19 protein-coding genes are annotated in these 17,305 nt (G+C 27.2%); 17 read left to right on the plus strand and 2 right to left on the minus strand.

Translation table 11 applies throughout. The features are described from left to right. Positions 1–83: 83 nt before the first annotated feature. The 6 genes from KGF52_RS03965 to KGF52_RS03990 all read left to right on the plus strand — a co-directional run bounded on the left by KGF52_RS03965 (position 84) and on the right by KGF52_RS03990 (position 5,707). The gene (locus KGF52_RS03965; RefSeq protein ID WP_227828622.1) at positions 84–488 is read left to right on the plus strand and encodes a pyridoxamine 5'-phosphate oxidase family protein; all 405 of its coding nucleotides are present in this window, start codon (positions 84–86) and stop codon (positions 486–488) included. Between the two features lie 273 nt (positions 489–761). Beyond that, positions 762–1,670: a DUF2268 domain-containing protein gene (locus KGF52_RS03970; protein WP_227839214.1), complete on the plus strand. Its 909-nt coding sequence runs from the start codon at positions 762–764 to the stop codon at positions 1,668–1,670. A gap of 473 nt (positions 1,671–2,143) precedes the next feature. Next, positions 2,144–3,556, plus strand: a complete 1,413-nt coding sequence (locus KGF52_RS03975; protein ID WP_227839215.1) for a potassium/proton antiporter — start codon at positions 2,144–2,146, stop codon at positions 3,554–3,556. Positions 3,557–3,637: 81 nt separating this feature from the next. Further along, a complete protein-coding gene (locus KGF52_RS03980; RefSeq protein WP_227839216.1) occupies positions 3,638–4,450 on the plus strand; it encodes a MerR family transcriptional regulator in 813 nt (270 codons plus the stop codon). 427 nt (positions 4,451–4,877) lie between these two features. Further along, a complete protein-coding gene (locus tag KGF52_RS03985) occupies positions 4,878–5,042 on the plus strand; it encodes a hypothetical protein (protein WP_227828626.1) in 165 nt (54 codons plus the stop codon). 47 nt (positions 5,043–5,089) lie between these two features. Continuing rightward, positions 5,090–5,707 (plus strand): DUF488 domain-containing protein, encoded by a 618-nt coding sequence (locus KGF52_RS03990; protein ID WP_227839217.1) that lies wholly within the window; start codon positions 5,090–5,092, stop codon positions 5,705–5,707. A 159-nt stretch (positions 5,708–5,866) separates the two neighbouring features. Here KGF52_RS03990 and KGF52_RS03995 read toward each other — a convergent pair whose 3' ends face one another. Beyond that, complete coding sequence (locus tag KGF52_RS03995; protein WP_227828629.1) at positions 5,867–6,319, minus strand: staygreen family protein; 453 nt, start codon at positions 6,317–6,319, stop codon at positions 5,867–5,869. Between the two features lie 466 nt (positions 6,320–6,785). Between KGF52_RS03995 and KGF52_RS04000 the strand changes: the two genes are divergently transcribed. The 10 genes from KGF52_RS04000 to KGF52_RS04045 all read left to right on the plus strand — a co-directional run bounded on the left by KGF52_RS04000 (position 6,786) and on the right by KGF52_RS04045 (position 15,316). Beyond that, positions 6,786–8,144 (plus strand): MATE family efflux transporter, encoded by a 1,359-nt coding sequence (locus KGF52_RS04000; protein ID WP_227839218.1) that lies wholly within the window; start codon positions 6,786–6,788, stop codon positions 8,142–8,144. A 272-nt stretch (positions 8,145–8,416) separates the two neighbouring features. After that, positions 8,417–8,797 carry a VOC family protein gene (locus KGF52_RS04005; RefSeq protein ID WP_227828631.1) on the plus strand — a complete coding sequence of 127 codons (381 nt, stop codon included), beginning with the start codon at positions 8,417–8,419 and terminating at the stop codon, positions 8,795–8,797. Between the two features lie 124 nt (positions 8,798–8,921). After that, positions 8,922–9,122 carry a hypothetical protein gene (locus KGF52_RS04010; protein WP_003420681.1) on the plus strand — a complete coding sequence of 67 codons (201 nt, stop codon included), beginning with the start codon at positions 8,922–8,924 and terminating at the stop codon, positions 9,120–9,122. 194 nt (positions 9,123–9,316) lie between these two features. Continuing rightward, positions 9,317–10,045: an ABC transporter ATP-binding protein gene (locus tag KGF52_RS04015; RefSeq protein WP_227825061.1), complete on the plus strand. Its 729-nt coding sequence runs from the start codon at positions 9,317–9,319 to the stop codon at positions 10,043–10,045. Between the two features lie 21 nt (positions 10,046–10,066). After that, positions 10,067–10,984 carry a SufB/SufD family protein gene (locus KGF52_RS04020; protein WP_227839219.1) on the plus strand — a complete coding sequence of 306 codons (918 nt, stop codon included), beginning with the start codon at positions 10,067–10,069 and terminating at the stop codon, positions 10,982–10,984. A gap of 142 nt (positions 10,985–11,126) precedes the next feature. Beyond that, a complete protein-coding gene (locus KGF52_RS04025; RefSeq protein WP_227839220.1) occupies positions 11,127–12,311 on the plus strand; it encodes an amidohydrolase family protein in 1,185 nt (394 codons plus the stop codon). Positions 12,312–12,408: 97 nt separating this feature from the next. Further along, a complete protein-coding gene (locus tag KGF52_RS04030) occupies positions 12,409–12,597 on the plus strand; it encodes a ferredoxin (RefSeq protein ID WP_227436432.1) in 189 nt (62 codons plus the stop codon). A 150-nt stretch (positions 12,598–12,747) separates the two neighbouring features. Next, positions 12,748–13,398: an HAD family hydrolase gene (locus KGF52_RS04035; RefSeq protein WP_227828633.1), complete on the plus strand. Its 651-nt coding sequence runs from the start codon at positions 12,748–12,750 to the stop codon at positions 13,396–13,398. A gap of 102 nt (positions 13,399–13,500) precedes the next feature. Next, a complete protein-coding gene (locus tag KGF52_RS04040) occupies positions 13,501–14,439 on the plus strand; it encodes an SDR family oxidoreductase (RefSeq protein WP_227828634.1) in 939 nt (312 codons plus the stop codon). 25 nt (positions 14,440–14,464) lie between these two features. Continuing rightward, positions 14,465–15,316 (plus strand): metallophosphoesterase, encoded by an 852-nt coding sequence (locus KGF52_RS04045; protein WP_227839221.1) that lies wholly within the window; start codon positions 14,465–14,467, stop codon positions 15,314–15,316. 292 nt (positions 15,317–15,608) lie between these two features. Here the strand turns inward: KGF52_RS04045 and KGF52_RS04050 are convergent, their stop codons facing one another. Then, a complete protein-coding gene (locus tag KGF52_RS04050) occupies positions 15,609–16,349 on the minus strand; it encodes an ATP-binding protein (RefSeq protein ID WP_227839222.1) in 741 nt (246 codons plus the stop codon). A gap of 124 nt (positions 16,350–16,473) precedes the next feature. On the opposite strand from KGF52_RS04050, the gene KGF52_RS04055 reads away from it, so the two are divergent. Beyond that, positions 16,474–17,190 carry a M15 family metallopeptidase gene (locus KGF52_RS04055; protein WP_227839223.1) on the plus strand — a complete coding sequence of 239 codons (717 nt, stop codon included), beginning with the start codon at positions 16,474–16,476 and terminating at the stop codon, positions 17,188–17,190. Positions 17,191–17,305 lie beyond the last annotated feature (115 nt).

The following is a 17,305-nucleotide window of genomic DNA, read 5'->3' on the forward strand; positions in this document are numbered from 1 at the left end:
TTACTATACAGTAGATATTAATGAGTTTATTATATTATTAAAGAAATAAAAAATACAACAAATTATTTTAGGGGGTAGATGAAATGAATGAAGTAGTAAAGTTTTTAAAGGAAAATCCAGTTCAATATTTTGCAACAATAGGAACTGATGGAAAGCCAAAAGTTCGCCCATTCCAATTTATGATTGAAGAATGTGGGAAATTATATTTTTGTACAAGTAATGAAAAAGATGTATTTAAACAAGTTAAAAAAAGTCCATATGTAGAAATAACTACATCAACTCCTGAATTTGCTTGGATAAGACTATGTGGAAAAGTCATATTCTCAGATAATAAGGATATAAAGAAAAAAATAATTGAATCTAGTGAGCTTGTTAAATCAATCTATAAGAATGAAGAGAATCCTACTTTTGAAATCTTTTATCTTGAGGATGCTAAGGCTGTAATCTCAGATTTTTCAGGGGAGCCACCAAAAGAATATAGTATTTAATACAAAAAAATTAATGCTAAGAGATAGCAATATTATTCTAACAACATTAAAATAGAATTTAAGTTAGATAATAATATTATCCTTGCTTTAACATAATTAATTCTAATAAAAAAATAAATGTTTAAAAATATTATACGAATCCATCACATTACAAATAAACAAGAGAGTCATATTATATGAATTAAATGATTCTCTTATTTATTTGTATAAGTTTATATATTGACATTGACGCTACGTAATTCTATATACTTTATTTTAAAGGAGATGATAAAAATGAATATTATAGAGGTACGCTCAGATAAAATATATAAAAAAATAATTAATGCACCTATAAATAAGAAAGAGGATATATACAGATATGAATTGATGAAACCCTTTGAGTTTAAATGGAAGTGTATAAACGTTCCAATCACTGCAAAACAAGAAGGTGGATATGATGTAATTATGGCAAGTGATATGATGGGGTTTTTATCTCCAAGAGATATTAATGAAAATCAAATAAATAGCATAAATATTTTATCTAATGACAAGCTTTGGAACAGGTGTAAAGAAACTATTGAAAATTCCCTAAAGTCTTTTATAAAAGAGGGATATAAATTGAATACTGAGGAGTATAAATTTTCAATATTATTAGCAAATCCAGAAAGCCCTTATACAATATTAAGTGATGGATATTTTGGTGATGGTGGAATTCCAGGATATATATTTTTATCAATAGTTCCAAATGAGTACACTATTAATAGGTTACCAGTAGCACTAGCGCATGAATGTAATCACAATATTCGATTTCAATTTATAAAATGGAGTAATGACATAACTTTGGAAGAAATGATGATAAATGAAGGTCTTGCAGAAAACTTTGCAACATGGATGTTTGGAGATGATATGGTAGGACCTTGGGTTAGTAAGACTGACCTTGAAACACTGAATACCTATATAAAGCCAATAATTAAAAGTGGCTTAAAGGAAACTGGATTTCAAAATATAATATCATATCTTTATGGTGATGATATAGCTAAAATGCAAGGATATTTTCCAGTAGGACTACCTTATTGTGCAGGGTATGCCTGTGGTTACTATATGATTAAGTATTATTTAGAAAAAACAAACAAGTCAATAGTGGAGGCTACATTATTATCATATAGTGAAATTATAGAGGTAATAAGGGAGTTTTGGGATTAAATCTATAAGTTGCATAATATAAAAAAGATTATGCAATTATTCTATTTTTGAGAAAAATAAATTGACAATGATTTGTAAGAAATATACAATAATATATATAAAGAAATATTTCAATGATAAAATTTTGAAGATTTCATATCTAGTGTATCTAATACTACATGCTAGTTTCTTATTACTTATCTAAATATTATGTATTTCATAGTTACCTGTAAATTTACTATAAAAATATGAAATACACTAAATAATCGACTGAAAAATGAAATACTAATTAAATAAAATTCAAACTATAAAGATTAAATGAATATAATTAAAGTAAATATATAAAGTTGAGTATAATACTCAACTTTTAATAGATTGTTAAATTTTAATTACACTTTGTACAATATAACTTATATCATATTGATACTTAAAGAAGCAGTATAATTGCAGATATAATTTAATCTGTAAAATTTATATGAAATGGAGATGATGCTATGACAGAATTGATGATTATAAGTGGGTTAGTGCTATTGATTTGTATAACCTCAAGCAAGGTATTATATAAATTTGGAGTACCAATATTATTGATTTTTATCTTATTGGGCATGTTATTTGGGTCTGATGGAATGGTAGGAATCTATTTTGATAACTATGAGTTAACAAAGCAATTATGTTCTATTGGATTGATATTTATAATGTTTTTTGGAGGGTTTGGAACAAACTGGAACATGGCTAAACCAGTTGCAGTACCTTCCATACTGATGTCTTCATTAGGTGTAATAATTACAGCAGGTGTTACAGGTATCTTTTGTTACATGGCAATAGGAACTAGTTTATTTGAAGGTTTGTTAATTGGAGCAATTGCAGCTTCAACAGATGCTGCATCTGTATTTGCTGTATTACGTTCTCAAAAACTAAACTTAAAAGGTTCTCTTGCTTCATTATTAGAAGTTGAAAGTGGAAGTAATGACCCAATAGCATATATGTTAACATTAATTATTTTGACATTGATGAATAATTCTGGAGTAGAACTTATTATCCCAATGGTAATAAAACAAATAACTTTTGGATTGGCAATAGGATTTATATTGGCAAAATTATCTGTTTATATTTTGAGAAATTCAAATTTTGAGATAGAAGGATTTTATACTATATTTATTACAGCTATTGCGTTACTTTCTTATGCACTTAGTGAGTATGTTGGAGGAAATGGATATTTAAGTGTATATATTTCAGGTATCATTATAGGTAATAGTAAGATACCTCATAAAAGAAGTCTAGTTCATTTCTTTGATGGAATTTCATGGATTATGCAAATAATGTTATTCTTTATGTTAGGATTGTTGTCCTTCCCTTCAAAACTACCAAGTGTATTTGGTATAGCAATGGCCATATCTATATTTATGATAATTATTGCAAGACCATTAGCCACATTTATAACTCTAGCAAAATTTAAATTTTCAAACAAAGAAAAATTGTTTATATCATGGGTAGGTCTTAGAGGTGCTGCATCAGTAGTTTTTGCAATTTATGCAGTTACTCAAGGAGTAGTCATAGAGAATGATATATTTCATATAATATTTTTCATAGCGTTACTTTCAGTAGGACTACAAGGTACGTTAATACCAACTGTAGCAAGGAAGTTAGACTTGGTTGATGATAATACACCTGTATTAAAAACATTTAATGACTATGATGGTGAAATTAGTTCTAAACTTATAGAAGTAAATATAGACGATGATAGTAAGTGGGCTGGCAAGAGTATAATGGATTCTAATATACCAGAGGACATATTAATAGTTATGATAAAACGAAAAGAGCAGGTTTTAGTACCTAAAGGGTCAACTGTTATAAAAAGAGGGGATACTTTAGTATTAAGTGGAGACAGAATTGAAGAATTAATATAATTATAATTTATTTAATATTGACTTTAACCTAAGGGTAAGGCTTAAACTTAAATTAATCAAATCTAATGCGCAGGTGATGAGATGTTTTCTATAGGAATGTTTTCTAAAATAAATAAAATAACTACAAAGACACTAAGGTATTATGAAGATATAGGGCTGTTAAAACCAGAATACGTAGACGAATTTACAAAATACAGATACTATACAACAGAACAATTACCAAAATTGCATCAAATAATCACCTTAAAACAAATGGGCCTATCACTAGTTGAAATAAAAGAAATAATAGAAAAGCCTGAAGAGGTGGAAAAGATTTTAATAAACAAAGAAAAAGATATATTAGATGTAATGAGGAATGAAGAATATAAGCTTATTAAACTACGTAATTACCTTAAAAACTTAAAAGGAGAAGTCGATATGAATAATGTAATTATTAAGTCCCTACCAAAAGTTAAAATTGCTTCTATGAGAAAAGTATTAAAGAATTATGATGAGCTTTTCAATTTGTTTCCAAACGTAATGGCTGGAGAAATGATGAAATCAGGATGCACATGTATGGTTCCAGACTATTGTTTCAATATATATCATGATGGTGAATATAGAGAAACAGATATGGATGTTGAGATGTGTCAAGCGATAAATGACCTAAAAGAAGACACAGATTTATTAAAATTTAAAGAAATAGACGAAGTTGAAAATGCAGTTTGTATATTGCATAATGGGCCATATTCAACATTAGGAAAAACTTATGCAGATGCATTTAAATGGATACAAGATAATAAATATGAAGTAATAGGGCATTTTAGGGAATCTTATATAGATGGTATATGGAATAAAGAAAATGAAGAAGAATGGTTAACAGAAATCCAGATACCTGTGAAACATATTTTATAATAAATTAAAATAATATATAAGTAATTAAGTAAGGTCTGTCTAAATAAAAAGATAGACCTTATTTTTATCATATATAGATTTAGATAGAACTGACAAGATAATACTAAATGAAAGGTATTTTAAAATAGATAGTTTTCCTAAAATGATGGATATAGAGTCTCCACATAGTATCCTTGATGTATTTTGGGATTTAGATAAAGTAAAAGATAAGTATTTTATACAAGAAAATAAGTTTTTAAGGGCACTATTAATTATAATGAGTTACAGTAAATAAATAATAATTGCAAGTGAATATTTTGTAAGTGAAAATAAAAAACATATAAAAATAGCACTAAGTAAAAAGGAGAGGACATATCTAGAACAATTAAGTGATACCTTATTTGATTTTGAAGAAATAGGGTATAATTATTATATAATTGATGCTCTTATGAAGTTGGCACTAAGAGAAAGAGTTTCTCTCTATATATATCTGTTGGATTTGGAAATAGGATTAGAAATAAATGGATTATTTAGCAATGTATATATGGGGTTAAATGGAAGTATAGATATAGTTAAGTATATTTGCAGTGTAGAAGGCTTATATGTAAGATAGAGTATCAATTGTATAAAATAGTAATTCTAAGAATAGTAGGTGATTGTATGGAAATATTTGCAATAGGACATTCAAATTATCCATTTGATAAGCTTATTAATATGATAAAAAAATATAATATAAATTGTGTAGTTGACATTAGAGAAACTCCATATTCTAAATATAATATTCAGTATAATAGAGAAACATTCAATGAATCACTAAGAAAGGCTGGATTTGTATATATATACATGGGTAAGGAATTTGGGGCAAAAAGAACTAATAAAGATGTATATACACAAGAAGGTTATGCAGATTTTGAAGAGGTAATAAAGGAAGATATATTTTCAAAAGGAATAGAGAGATTAAAAAAGGGATGTCAAATGGGTTATAAAATAGTTTTATTAGGTGCAATGCAAGAGCCTATAAGATGTCATAGAAGTATTTTATTAGGAAAAATATTAAATAAAGAAGGTTTCGATGTAAAATATATAATGCATGAAGGACATTTAGCATCTCAAGAAGATATAGAAGAGTCATTGTTAGATAAGTATTTTAGTGATAGAAAACAACTTAGTATTGATAATTTGTTAGGAAATGCATTAACAAGAGAAGAGATGATAAAAGAAGGTTATAGATTAGCTAATAAAGAAATAGGATATAGAACAGAAAAAATAGGTAAGTAAAATATATTAACTACCCAAAAACTTAAATACTATTTAATAAGAAAAGTTATTATAAATTTGTAACAGTTAAACATGATGTACTAGCTAAGGTCGTTATGTTAAATTAATATTATTATCTAAAGGGTTACATTGTTTTAAAGAGCACATCATGTTGTACTGTTAAAAAATAAAATCTCTAATATTGCCATAATCAACTGTTCTATTAAGAGTAGGATGGCTAGATATAAATCTAACTGTAATCTTTGAGTTTAACAAACAAGGATTTGAAGTTAAAAATATTCTATCTCCATTGACAATAGAAGTAATAGCTACTGGTAAAATATCAACAAAGGTATCATATCTATTTCTAGCAATTTGATAAGGATAGTTTCCTACAAAAACAAATAGATTTAAGTCATATATATTATCAATGAACCAAGCCCATTGACCATAAACTTTGTCAATACTTACTGTACCTAAACCAAGTGTATCAAAGTATGTTGCTATAGTTAAATAAATATTTTCCATGTTTTCTAAGTATGAAACAGTATATCTTCTGAAACGTATAGGTGCTGTGGCAGAAATAGGGTAAACCATATTTACATTTAAATTATTAGCATTCAAATTAACCAAATTATCACATCCTAAAAAGAGTCTATAAGATACAATATTTAAATTGATGTGATTTTGTTACAGATATATTATAAGATTTTATAAATTTGTTTTTAGTAGATGTGACTTAAATGACCATGTCCATTACAAAAAATTTTATGAAGCTAATAAAAAATATGTTTATTGTTATTGTTATATAATAGTGGTACAATATTATCGAAATACAGTGATTGCATTTGATATCCAGCTATATTAATCGGTTAATTTAACTCATAAATATTTTAAATCTAGTATCCATAAAAAATAATAAACATAAGATAATTATAAAGATATACTGTGTTCAAATGATATTAAACAAGATTTATATTATTTGAACACAGTATATTATAACGTTAAAAATACAATTCTAAACCTTATGGTATCAATTCATAGTTCGATAAAATAATTAAAAATTAAATTTATATAAAGAGGGAAAAGAGGAAAAGGGATGTTTATAAGGAAGAATGTTATAAAATTAGCGATTCCTATAATGATAGAGCAGACATTTGTTATGCTTCTAGGGGTATTTAATACAATGATGGCAGGTCATATTGGGGAAGAGGCTGTATCTGCAGTTGGAATGGTTGATTCAATCAATAATATATTTATATCTGTATTTGCTGCGCTATCTGTTGGTGCTACTGTTGTTGTAGCTCAACAAATAGGAAAAAGAGATACTGAAAAAGTAAATGAAACTATCAAGCAAGCATTAATATCTGGTGTAATATTATCACTTACAATAACAATATTAATGTGGATTTTTAGAACAGGTGTAATCAATTTGTTTTATGGTTCAGCAGAAGAATTGGTAAAATCAAATGCAAAACTGTACATAGAGTTTACATTATTCACCTATCCATTTATTGCAACACAGCAGATAGCAAATGGTATTCTAAGGGGTTGTGGAGATGTAAAGAAACCTATGTATGTGACTATGTTTATGAATATAGTAAATGTAACATTAGGATATATACTTATATATGGTGTTGATTTAAATACTTTAGGGATAAATTTACAAACACCTTCTTATGGCATAACAGGAGCAGCTATGTCTATTGCCATAGCTAGAATAATTGGATGTATAGTTATTATAAGAGCTTTATTTAAAGGAAATGAATTTATATCTATAGGTAAAATATTTCCATTTAAGATTGATGTTGAAACTCAAAAATCTATATTTAATATAGGTATACCAGCAGGGGTTGAACAATTACTTTTTAATGCAGGTAAATTGATTGTTCAAGTATTTATAGTTACTATGGGAACATCAGCAATTGCATCAAACGCAATAGGAATGTCAATTGCATCTATTATAAATGTAATTGGAAATGCATTAGCCCTGTCTGCTACGACTTTGGTGGGGCAATATATAGGACGGGGAGACATAAAAGGGGCTAAGAGCACTTTGTTATATCTAACTAAATTTGCAACAGTTTGTTTATTTGTAGTAGGTGCTATATTTATACCAATTGCACCATGGATTTCAAGCATGTATACTCAAAACTCTAATGTAATTGATGTATCAACACAATTAATTCGAAGTGATTGTTTAGCTATGGTAATATGGCCTATATCCTTTGTACTATCCGCAGGTCTAAAAGGAGCTGGAGATACTAGATATACAATGATGACAGCTGTAATAGGAATGTGGATTTTTAGGATTTTTACAGGCTACGTATTAGGGGTTGTATTAGAATTTGGAGTGCTAGGAATTTGGATAGGTATGTATACAGATTGGCTTGTTAGAGGAACCTTATATTGTTTAAGATTAAGAGGAACGAAGTGGCTAAAACATAAAGTTGCATAGAATATAAAAAATCACTTTTAGATAGTAAATTCTATTTAAAAGTGATTTTTTATTTAGAGAATATCATAATTATAAGTATGATATATAGAAAAATTAAAATATGTAAATTAAGGCTATAATTATATGGATACTATAAATTATATATTGTATAGAATTACATAATTTGGCGATAAATATTATAAGTATATATCTATAGAAAATAATATATATGGGTATATTATTAAATATAAAAAATATTAGATATTTATTTAATAATAAAGGTGGGTATTTTTATGATAAATAAAATAGGAAAAATAACTCTCTATGTAAATAATCAAGAGGATGCAAAATTGTTTTGGACAGAAAAATTAAACTTTGTGGTAACTTATGAAAAAGAAATGGGTCCAAATATGAAATGGGTGGAAGTAGCACCAAGTAAAAATGAATTTACAACATTTGTATTGTATGATAAAAATTTGATGATGAAGCAAAATCAAGATGTAAGTTTATCGCATCCATCAATAATTTTAAGTACAAGAGATATTAATGGAACTTATGAACAGATGGCAAAGAATAAAGTTGAAGTAGGAGAATTAATGGAGATGCCTTATGGAAGAATGTTTTCTTTTAAAGACCAAGATGGAAATTCTTACTTAGTCAGAGAGGATAAATAATTTTGCAAAGTGTTAAATTTACTCAATATCTGATATAATTAGAGACAATAATAATTATAATTTAGTATTAAACTATAATTATATAGTTAAAAATCAATTGTAAAATTTGAGTAGAGGTGATGAAATGTTTAAGAAAATGGCAGTGCTAAAAGATATAGCAACTAAAATAGGACGTAAAAAAGCGTATGAATTATTAGAAATGGTTGAAGGTAATGACGCTTTTGTAGCTGAAGTAAAAATAAAAAAGAATGGGATTGAATCTAAAAAAGAAGAAATTATGTTAAAAGATAATCAAAAAATAATACTAGAGTATATAGAAGGTTAATTTTTAGATACATATATAATTAAATAATACTGATTTTTAAAGATGAGTTAGAAAAACTCATCTTTTTTATTTTTTAATAAATTTGTTTTATATTTAATATATATTTTATCCCTTAGAGTTGCTGAGATATAAAAAGTACTGATATAATAAAAGAATGGATATAAATGTAATATTTTACAGAAAAGAGGGGTATTATGCTTGAAATAAAAAATCTTTCCTTTAATGTCGAGTCTAACAATGAGGAGCTAGGAATAATAAATGATGTTAGCCTTTCATTTGAAAAAGGCAAACTTATTGTTATCACAGGTCCAAATGGTGGAGGAAAATCCACAATTGCTAAGCTTATTATGGGAATTGAAAAAGCCACTAGTGGTCAAATACTTTTAGATGGAGAAGATATAACTAATCTTAGTATCACAGAAAGAGCAAAAAAAGGAATAGGATACGCATTTCAACAACCACCAAGAATAAAAGGTATGACAGTTGAAAACCTGCTTACTCTTGCTCATGGAAAACCATTGTCTACTGATGTGTGTTGTCAATATCTTACAGATGTTGGATTGTGTTCAAAAGATTATTTAAATCGTGAAGTTGATAACTCTCTTTCTGGAGGGGAAATGAAAAGAATCGAGATAGCAACTCTTTTTGCTAGAGATTTAAAGGTTTCTATATTTGACGAACCTGAAGCAGGTATAGACCTTTGGAGTTTTGGAAAGCTTAATGAAAGTTTTAAGAAAATTCATGGGGAATCTGACCAAACTATAATCATAATTTCTCACCAAGAAAGAATATTAGAGTTAGCTGATGAAATAATTGTTTTACAAGATGGTTCAGTAAAAAGCCATGGAACAAAAGATGCTATATTACCTGAAATCATGTGCCAAGTTAATTCAAATTGTGAATTAATGAAAGATATGAATTAATTAGAAAGGAAGGCAAATTAAATGAACAAAATAGACTTAAATCTTTTAGAAAAAGTTGCTGAACTTCGTGGAACTCCATTAGGAGCATACAATATACGTAAAAATGGACAAGGTATAGAAAGACATTCAACTGAAAATGTAACTATAGCTCCAAAGACTGATAAACCTGGAATTGATATTATAGTAAAACCAAATACTAAAGGAGAAAATGTTCATATACCAGTAATAGTAACAGAAGCTGGTGTACAAGACATGGTTTATAATGATTTTGAAATTGGAGAAAATGCGGATGTTGTTATAATTGCTGGTTGTGGTATACATAATTGTGGTAATGATGACAGTGAACACAATGGAATACATAGATTCTTCTTACATAAAGGAGCTCGTCTAAAATATGTGGAAAAACATTATGGCGAAGGTGATGGAGAAGGAAAAAGAATTTTAAATCCAGTTACGATTGTTAATATGGGCGAAGATTCATATTGTGAAATGGAAACAATTCAGATTAAAGGTGTTGATTCAACTAAAAGAGAAATGGATGCTACTTTAGGTAAAGGAGCAAAGATAGTTGTATTTGAAAAGTTGTTAACTCATGGAAATCAAGTTGCAGAATCTAATATGAAGGTTATATTGGAAGGTGAAAATTCTTCTGCTCAAGTAATTTCTCGTACAGTTGGTCAAGATAACTCTAAGCAAAAGTTTAATCCTTGTGTTATTGGGGATTCTCTTTGTTCTGCACATGTTCAATGTGACTCAATAATTATGGGCAATTCTCAAATTAGTGCGATACCTGAAATTGTTGCAAATCATCCAGATGCTCTTTTAGTACATGAAGCAGCAATTGGAAAGATTGCAGGAGACCAAATTTTAAAGATGATGACATTAGGTCTTACAGAAGAAGAAGCAGAACAACAAATACTAAATTGTTTTTTAAAGTAAGTCCAAGTTTTTATTTAATTTAATATAATTAATATAGTATAATATAATGAATAAGTCTAGAATATTTTTATTTTTAGACTTATTTTCTTTATGTAAGAAAAAACTATTAGAGAAATTATACTGTAATTAGGATGTGGAATAAATGAAAAACTTACTTATAAGAAATGGGACAATAATATCTCCAAAGGATGGTATCAAATTTGAAAAAAGAGATATCTTAGTTTTACATGGAAAGATATATGATATTGGATTAAATCTTAAAGAAATGATAAGAAAAGAAAAAATACTCATAAACAAAGAGTTTGAGATAATAAATGCTAATAACATGTATATTTCTCCTGGATTTATAGATGTTCATACCCATTGTTATAAGAGAAAATTACCTACAGGTATGGATTCTGATTCAATTGGAATTGAAAAAGGTTCAACAGTTATATTTGATGCAGGTACAGCAGGTCCTGTAAATTACTACGATTTTAAGAAAAAATATATGGATGAATGTAAGACTGAAGTATATTCATTTTTAAATGTAACTAATGAGGGATTAAATATATTGAATGAATCAACATCTTTAGATGTTATAAATTTTGATAACATTGAGTCCATTGTAGAAAAAAATATGGAAAAGATAAAGGGTATAAAAGTAAAAGCAAGTAAATTTCAATCTAGTACAGATGGTATAGATATAATTAAAAAGTCAAAACAAATTGCAGAAAAATTAAATTTACCATTAGTGGTATATATAGGGGAGTATCCATCATATATAGATGAAGTAATGAATATTTTAGGAAAGGGAGATATAGTTACACCTGTATATGGAAATAGCACAAATGGAATATTTAATGAATCTGGCAGCTTGAGAGAATCTGTATTAAATGCAAAAGATAGAGGTGTATTATTTGATGTATGTCATGGGTTAGAACAGTTTGATTTTGAAGTCTTTAAAAAAGCAGTAAATCAAGGATTAGAGCCAGATTTAATAAGTACAGATATGCATATAAAAAATATGAAAGATATACATTATTCTCTTTTAAATGTTGTAAATAAAATTATGGAACTTGGTATACCTCTAGAAAAATGTATAGAAAAAGTAACTGAATATCCAACAAAAGTTTTTAATTTGCAAGGAAGTCAAGGTAGGATAAAAGTTGGTGGAGAAGGCGATTTTACAATATTTACAATAGATGATAGTAAAGAAATTATAACCGATTATAATAATAATGAACTAATGCTAAATAAAAAATTGAGCTTACAATATACTATAAAATCATGGATGAAAAGTAGTGAAGTTTATAGACATTGGTATGATGGGACTGTAATAAATTAAGTCATATTGATAAAAAAGGAAAAATATGTTTAAATTAGTATATATTGGATAAATATGTAAGGAACAATAATTATAATTTTAGGGGAGGTATTTTAGTATGAAAGCATTTGTTGATAAGGATGTATGTGTAGCTTGTGGAGCGTGTATAGGAACATGTCCAGACGTTTTTAGTATGAGTGATGAAGGTCATTCAGTTGCAATTGAAGGAGAAATACCAGCAGAATTACAGGATTTATGTAAAGAAGCAGAAGAAGGATGTCCAGTTTCAGCTATAACAGTTAAATAAAACTGTTTAAATTTAGTTTAAAGACAACATATAAGATTTGATTATTATTTAAGCTATAGTATTAGATTAAGATTCTATTACTATAGCTTTTTAAAATAGATAAACTCAAAAGATAAAGTATTATTTTTATAAAAAGTGGAGGATTTAAATATGAAAAAAAATTATGAAATAGTGTTATTTGACCTGGATGGAACACTTACAGACCCTAAAGAAGGGATAACAAAGTCTATTCAATATTCTTTAAGTAGTTTTGGGATAGAAGAAGAATTGGATAACTTAGAACAATTTATAGGGCCACCCCTACATGCTACTTTTAAAGACTATTATAAATTTGAAGATGAAAAGGCAACAGAAGCTGTTGAAAAGTATAGAGAATACTTTTCTGACAGAGGAATATTTGAAAATAAAATTTATAAAGACATAAAAGAGACTTTAAAAATACTTTATGAAAATGGAAAAACATTATTATTGGCTACTTCTAAACCAACAGTTTTTGCAGAAACAATACTTAAATATTTTGGTATAGATAGATATTTTAAATATATCGCAGGCAGTAATCTTGATGGTACAAGAGTAAATAAAAATGAAGTTATAGAATATGTGTTAGATTTGTGTGATGTAACAGATAAAGATAAGGTCATTATGATTGGCGATAGAAAATACGATATAATTGGAGCTAATAAAATAGGTGTAGATTCTATAGGTGTATTGTATGGATATGGCTCTTTTGATGAGATTAGTAAAAGTAATCCTACTTATATTGTCGAAAGTGTTAAATCTATAAAAGATATTTTGCTATAAATATCTTTTATAGACAAAAACAATACAAAATGGTGTAGCATATTTAAAAATATGATATTATAATTAAGGAAGCCATTTAAAAAAGAGGAGGATGCACTTGAAATGAAATCTATTTTAATCATGGGTGGAAGCGACTTTATAGGTTCTGCACTTGCTAAGCGTTTAATTAAATGTGGGTATCAAATAGATATACTTACGAATGGTAAAAAGGAAATAGATTATAAAGGTTTTAGAGAGCACTTAATTTGCGATAGAAAAGTACGCAAAGATATGGAAAACATTATCAATGGAAGACAGTATGATTACATATATGATATGACAGCATATACAAAAGAGGATGTTGGTAATCTTATTGATTTTGTAAACTTAGATAATTTAAAAAAATACATAGTATTGTCAGCAGGAGCCGTATACAAAGATAGTGGAAGAAATGTAAAAGAAGATAATGAAAAAGGTGAAAATGAAAATTGGGGTAAATATGGACTTAACAAAAAAGAAACAGAAGATTTTGTTATAAATAGCTCTATACCATATATAATTATTAGGCCAACTTATATATATGGGGAAAATAATAATTTGTATAGAGAATATTATTTCTTTGAAAAAATAGAAAAAAACGAAAAAATACCAGTACCTAAAGGAAAACAAGTAAGCAATCAATTTATATATATTGGGGATTTAGTAAAAGTGCTAGAAAGTGTAATGAAAAATTCTCATGTAAGAGAAGCGTATAATGTAACAAATCCACAGTTAATATCTTGGGATGAACTTATATATACATGTGGAGAAGTTATTGGGAAGGAACCTATTATAAAATATGTAGACATGGAAAAAGTTGAGTTTAGAGAGAGAACTTACTTCCCATTTAGAAATATAGACTTTAATCTAGATATAAATAAGCTTATTGAACATGGTCTTTATATACCAAATATTTTATTAAAAGAAGGTCTTACAAGAACATATAAATGGTTTTTAGCTAATAAACCAAAATTACACGATAGAAAAATGGACAAAGTTGAGTCTGTAATTCAAATAGTTTAAGATAATAAATAAGTAGGTAAATACTTTGAAATTAAAGATAAAACGTTTTTTAAAATTTTTTATATTGATATTTGTTTTAATTTTTATATACTCAGTTGCAATAGAACCGAGTCTATTAATTGTGAAAAAATATAATATAAATGAAGATGGAAACATGATTAAAGAAAATATAGTAAAAAATGAGAATGAGACTATAAAAGTAGTTCAGATTTCAGATACTCAAATAGGCAGTTTTTATTCAACTAATAAACTCAAAAAAGTAGCTAATAAGGTGAATGCCTTAAATCCAGATATATTAGTATTTACTGGAGATTTAATTGATTATTCTAATAAAAATCCAGATATAGATGAAATTACAAAGATTTTATCTAGTATGAATGCAAGGTTAGGAAAATTTTCAGTATTTGGTAATCATGATTATATGTATGAACTTCCTAGGTATTATAGACAAATTATGAAAAATTCTAACTTTCATCTTTTAGTTAATGAAAGTAAGAAAATAAAACTTGAAGACAATAAGTATATTAATATACTTGGAGCTGATGAGATATTAAATGGTAATCCAAATATACAAGATTTGGAAAGTAAAACTGATTATAATAGTTTTAATTTATTGCTAGCGCATGAACCAGATTTGGTAGATATGCTCAGTAAAGATACAATGAATTTAGTTTTATCTGGACATAGTCATGGCGGTCAAATAAGATTGCCTTTCAAGGGAGCTTTAGTCACTCCTCCATATGGAAGGAAATACACTAAAGGATTTTATGATATAAAAGGAAATCATCTATATGTGAGTTCTGGTCTTGGAAGTACAAAGTTGCCGTTTAGATTTTTTAATGTACCAGAGATAGTCGAATTTAATATTCTAATCTAGCATAGAATATTGTTTTTATGAAATATAGAGGGATAGAAATTTTAAGAATAAATTGAGTTAAGAATATAAAAAGTTTAAGTTATAGTTAATGCATTTATTAGAATCGATAATAATATTAATAACTATTAAAATATAGATATAAAAAATAATAAAAATATAAAAGATTATAATATAGCAAGATTGTGTCAATTATAAATAGAGAGTATTTATAATTAATACAATCTTGCATTTCTTTATATAAAGATATTAATTTTTATACAATGTATGAAAGCGATTTAATGTTATATTTAAATTATTTTAAATAAATATTTTTTATCTTTTCTTTATCCCATATAAAAAGTTTTTCTGAATTATTTAAAGCTCCAAATACATTCCTTTTAAAATCTGGCATTTCTTTATTTAAATTAGCAATAAGATTTTTTATGTATTCTCTCCTAGTATGGCCATTTGCAGGACATAGATTTGCTATGATAGGATAGTTACACTCCTTTGAAATCTTCTTAGTCATATATTCTTCTATGTAAATCATAGGTCTTATAACAGTTAAATCTTGTCTATCTAAATATGTCTTTGGTGAAAAACAATTAACTCTTCCTTCATAAAACATAGACATTAAAAATGTCTCAATAGCATCATCCTTATGGTGTCCTAGAGCTACTTTGTTGCACCCAAGTTTCTTTGAGTTGTCATTTAAAGCACCTCTTCTTAAATTAGCACATAATGCACAAGGATTTTTTTCTTTTCTTATATCAAATACGATTTCTTTTATATTAGTTTGAAATTCATAAAAAGGTACATTTATTTCCTCGCATAACTTATTTAATGGAGAGTTATCAATTCCACCAGTATTTAGTGTTACAGCTATTAATTCAAACTTTTGTGGAGAAAATCGTTGATAATTTTTAAGTATATGAAGTAATGTCAAACTATCTTTTCCACCAGAAAGACCAACTGCAATTTTATCATTTTCTTGTATCATATCAAAGTCTTGTATAGCCTTACGGGCTTTACTAAGAAGTTTTTGCATAGTCATTTTTAGCACCATCCTTTATTTGAAAATATAAACTTAAGAATAACTTAAGGTTTACTTATAAAATACTTAAAACTTATACTCTAAAATTAACATTAACAAACATAACAAAGGAGACGATTTAACCATGAAAAAATTAAAATTGATGTTAGCGATTATAGTAGTAGTATTTATAAGTATGTTTATAGTTAAAGATAAAATTCTGAAAGATGAAGAACAGACTGGAACTGCTCAATTTGCTTCATCAGAAGATGCTGAAGCAAATTCTCAGAAAAAAAATCACTCAAACAGTATAGCAGATAATATATTATTGGTAAACAAGACAAATGAACTTAGTAAAGATTATATGCCAAAAGATATTACTAAAGTAAATATAGAGTTTGTTCCAGAAGCTACTGAAGAGGAAAAACAAATGGCAGGAGAACCTGCAAAAGCAGTAGAAGACTTAGTTAGACAAGCTAACGAAGAAGGAATACAGTTTCTAGGGTCTTCAGCATATAGGTCTTATGATACTCAACAAGATACTTATACAAGAAGAGTAAATTCTCAAGGTCAGGAAAAAGCCGATGCATATGTAGCAAAACCTGGACATAGTGAACATCAATCTGGACTGTGTATTGACTTGACAAATCCAGAAAGATGGTTTGTTGGAAGCACAAAAGAAGCCATATGGTTGGCAGAAAATGCTCATAAATTTGGATTTATAATAAGATATCCTAAAGGTAAAGAAGATATAACAGGTACAGCATATGAGCCATGGCACATTAGATATGTGGGTAAGGATGTCGCTGAGGAAATTTATTCAAAAGGGTTAACTTTGGAAGAATATTTACAAAGCAAATAATAAAACAACATAACATAAATTGTATAATATTACTAAATGTAATATAAATAAATTTGATAGATTAGACTACTTTAAGTATAGTATAATTTTAGATGAGTAAGAACTATATTAAAGT

The organism is Clostridioides sp. ZZV15-6597, assembly GCF_020657815.1.
Taxonomy (GTDB): domain Bacteria; phylum Bacillota; class Clostridia; order Peptostreptococcales; family Peptostreptococcaceae; genus Clostridioides.

Excerpts from the sequence above, each read along its gene's own strand:
- KGF52_RS03965 (WP_227828622.1), top strand. The coding sequence starts at position 84 with ATGAATGAAGTAGTAAAGTTTTTAAAGGAAAATCCAGTTCAATATTTT.
- KGF52_RS03970 (WP_227839214.1), top strand. The coding sequence starts at position 762 with ATGAATATTATAGAGGTACGCTCAGATAAAATATATAAAAAAATAATT.
- KGF52_RS03975 (WP_227839215.1), top strand. The coding sequence starts at position 2,144 with ATGACAGAATTGATGATTATAAGTGGGTTAGTGCTATTGATTTGTATA.
- KGF52_RS03980 (WP_227839216.1), top strand. The coding sequence starts at position 3,638 with ATGTTTTCTATAGGAATGTTTTCTAAAATAAATAAAATAACTACAAAG.
- KGF52_RS03985 (WP_227828626.1), top strand. The coding sequence starts at position 4,878 with ATGAAGTTGGCACTAAGAGAAAGAGTTTCTCTCTATATATATCTGTTG.
- KGF52_RS03990 (WP_227839217.1), top strand. The coding sequence starts at position 5,090 with ATGGAAATATTTGCAATAGGACATTCAAATTATCCATTTGATAAGCTT.
- KGF52_RS04000 (WP_227839218.1), top strand. The coding sequence starts at position 6,786 with ATGTTTATAAGGAAGAATGTTATAAAATTAGCGATTCCTATAATGATA.
- KGF52_RS04005 (WP_227828631.1), top strand. The coding sequence starts at position 8,417 with ATGATAAATAAAATAGGAAAAATAACTCTCTATGTAAATAATCAAGAG.
- KGF52_RS04010 (WP_003420681.1), top strand. The coding sequence starts at position 8,922 with ATGTTTAAGAAAATGGCAGTGCTAAAAGATATAGCAACTAAAATAGGA.
- KGF52_RS04015 (WP_227825061.1), top strand. The coding sequence starts at position 9,317 with ATGCTTGAAATAAAAAATCTTTCCTTTAATGTCGAGTCTAACAATGAG.
- KGF52_RS04020 (WP_227839219.1), top strand. The coding sequence starts at position 10,067 with ATGAACAAAATAGACTTAAATCTTTTAGAAAAAGTTGCTGAACTTCGT.
- KGF52_RS04025 (WP_227839220.1), top strand. The coding sequence starts at position 11,127 with ATGAAAAACTTACTTATAAGAAATGGGACAATAATATCTCCAAAGGAT.
- KGF52_RS04030 (WP_227436432.1), top strand. The coding sequence starts at position 12,409 with ATGAAAGCATTTGTTGATAAGGATGTATGTGTAGCTTGTGGAGCGTGT.
- KGF52_RS04035 (WP_227828633.1), top strand. The coding sequence starts at position 12,748 with ATGAAAAAAAATTATGAAATAGTGTTATTTGACCTGGATGGAACACTT.
- KGF52_RS04040 (WP_227828634.1), top strand. The coding sequence starts at position 13,501 with ATGAAATCTATTTTAATCATGGGTGGAAGCGACTTTATAGGTTCTGCA.
- KGF52_RS04050 (WP_227839222.1), bottom strand. The coding sequence starts at position 16,349 with ATGACTATGCAAAAACTTCTTAGTAAAGCCCGTAAGGCTATACAAGAC.
- KGF52_RS04055 (WP_227839223.1), top strand. The coding sequence starts at position 16,474 with ATGAAAAAATTAAAATTGATGTTAGCGATTATAGTAGTAGTATTTATA.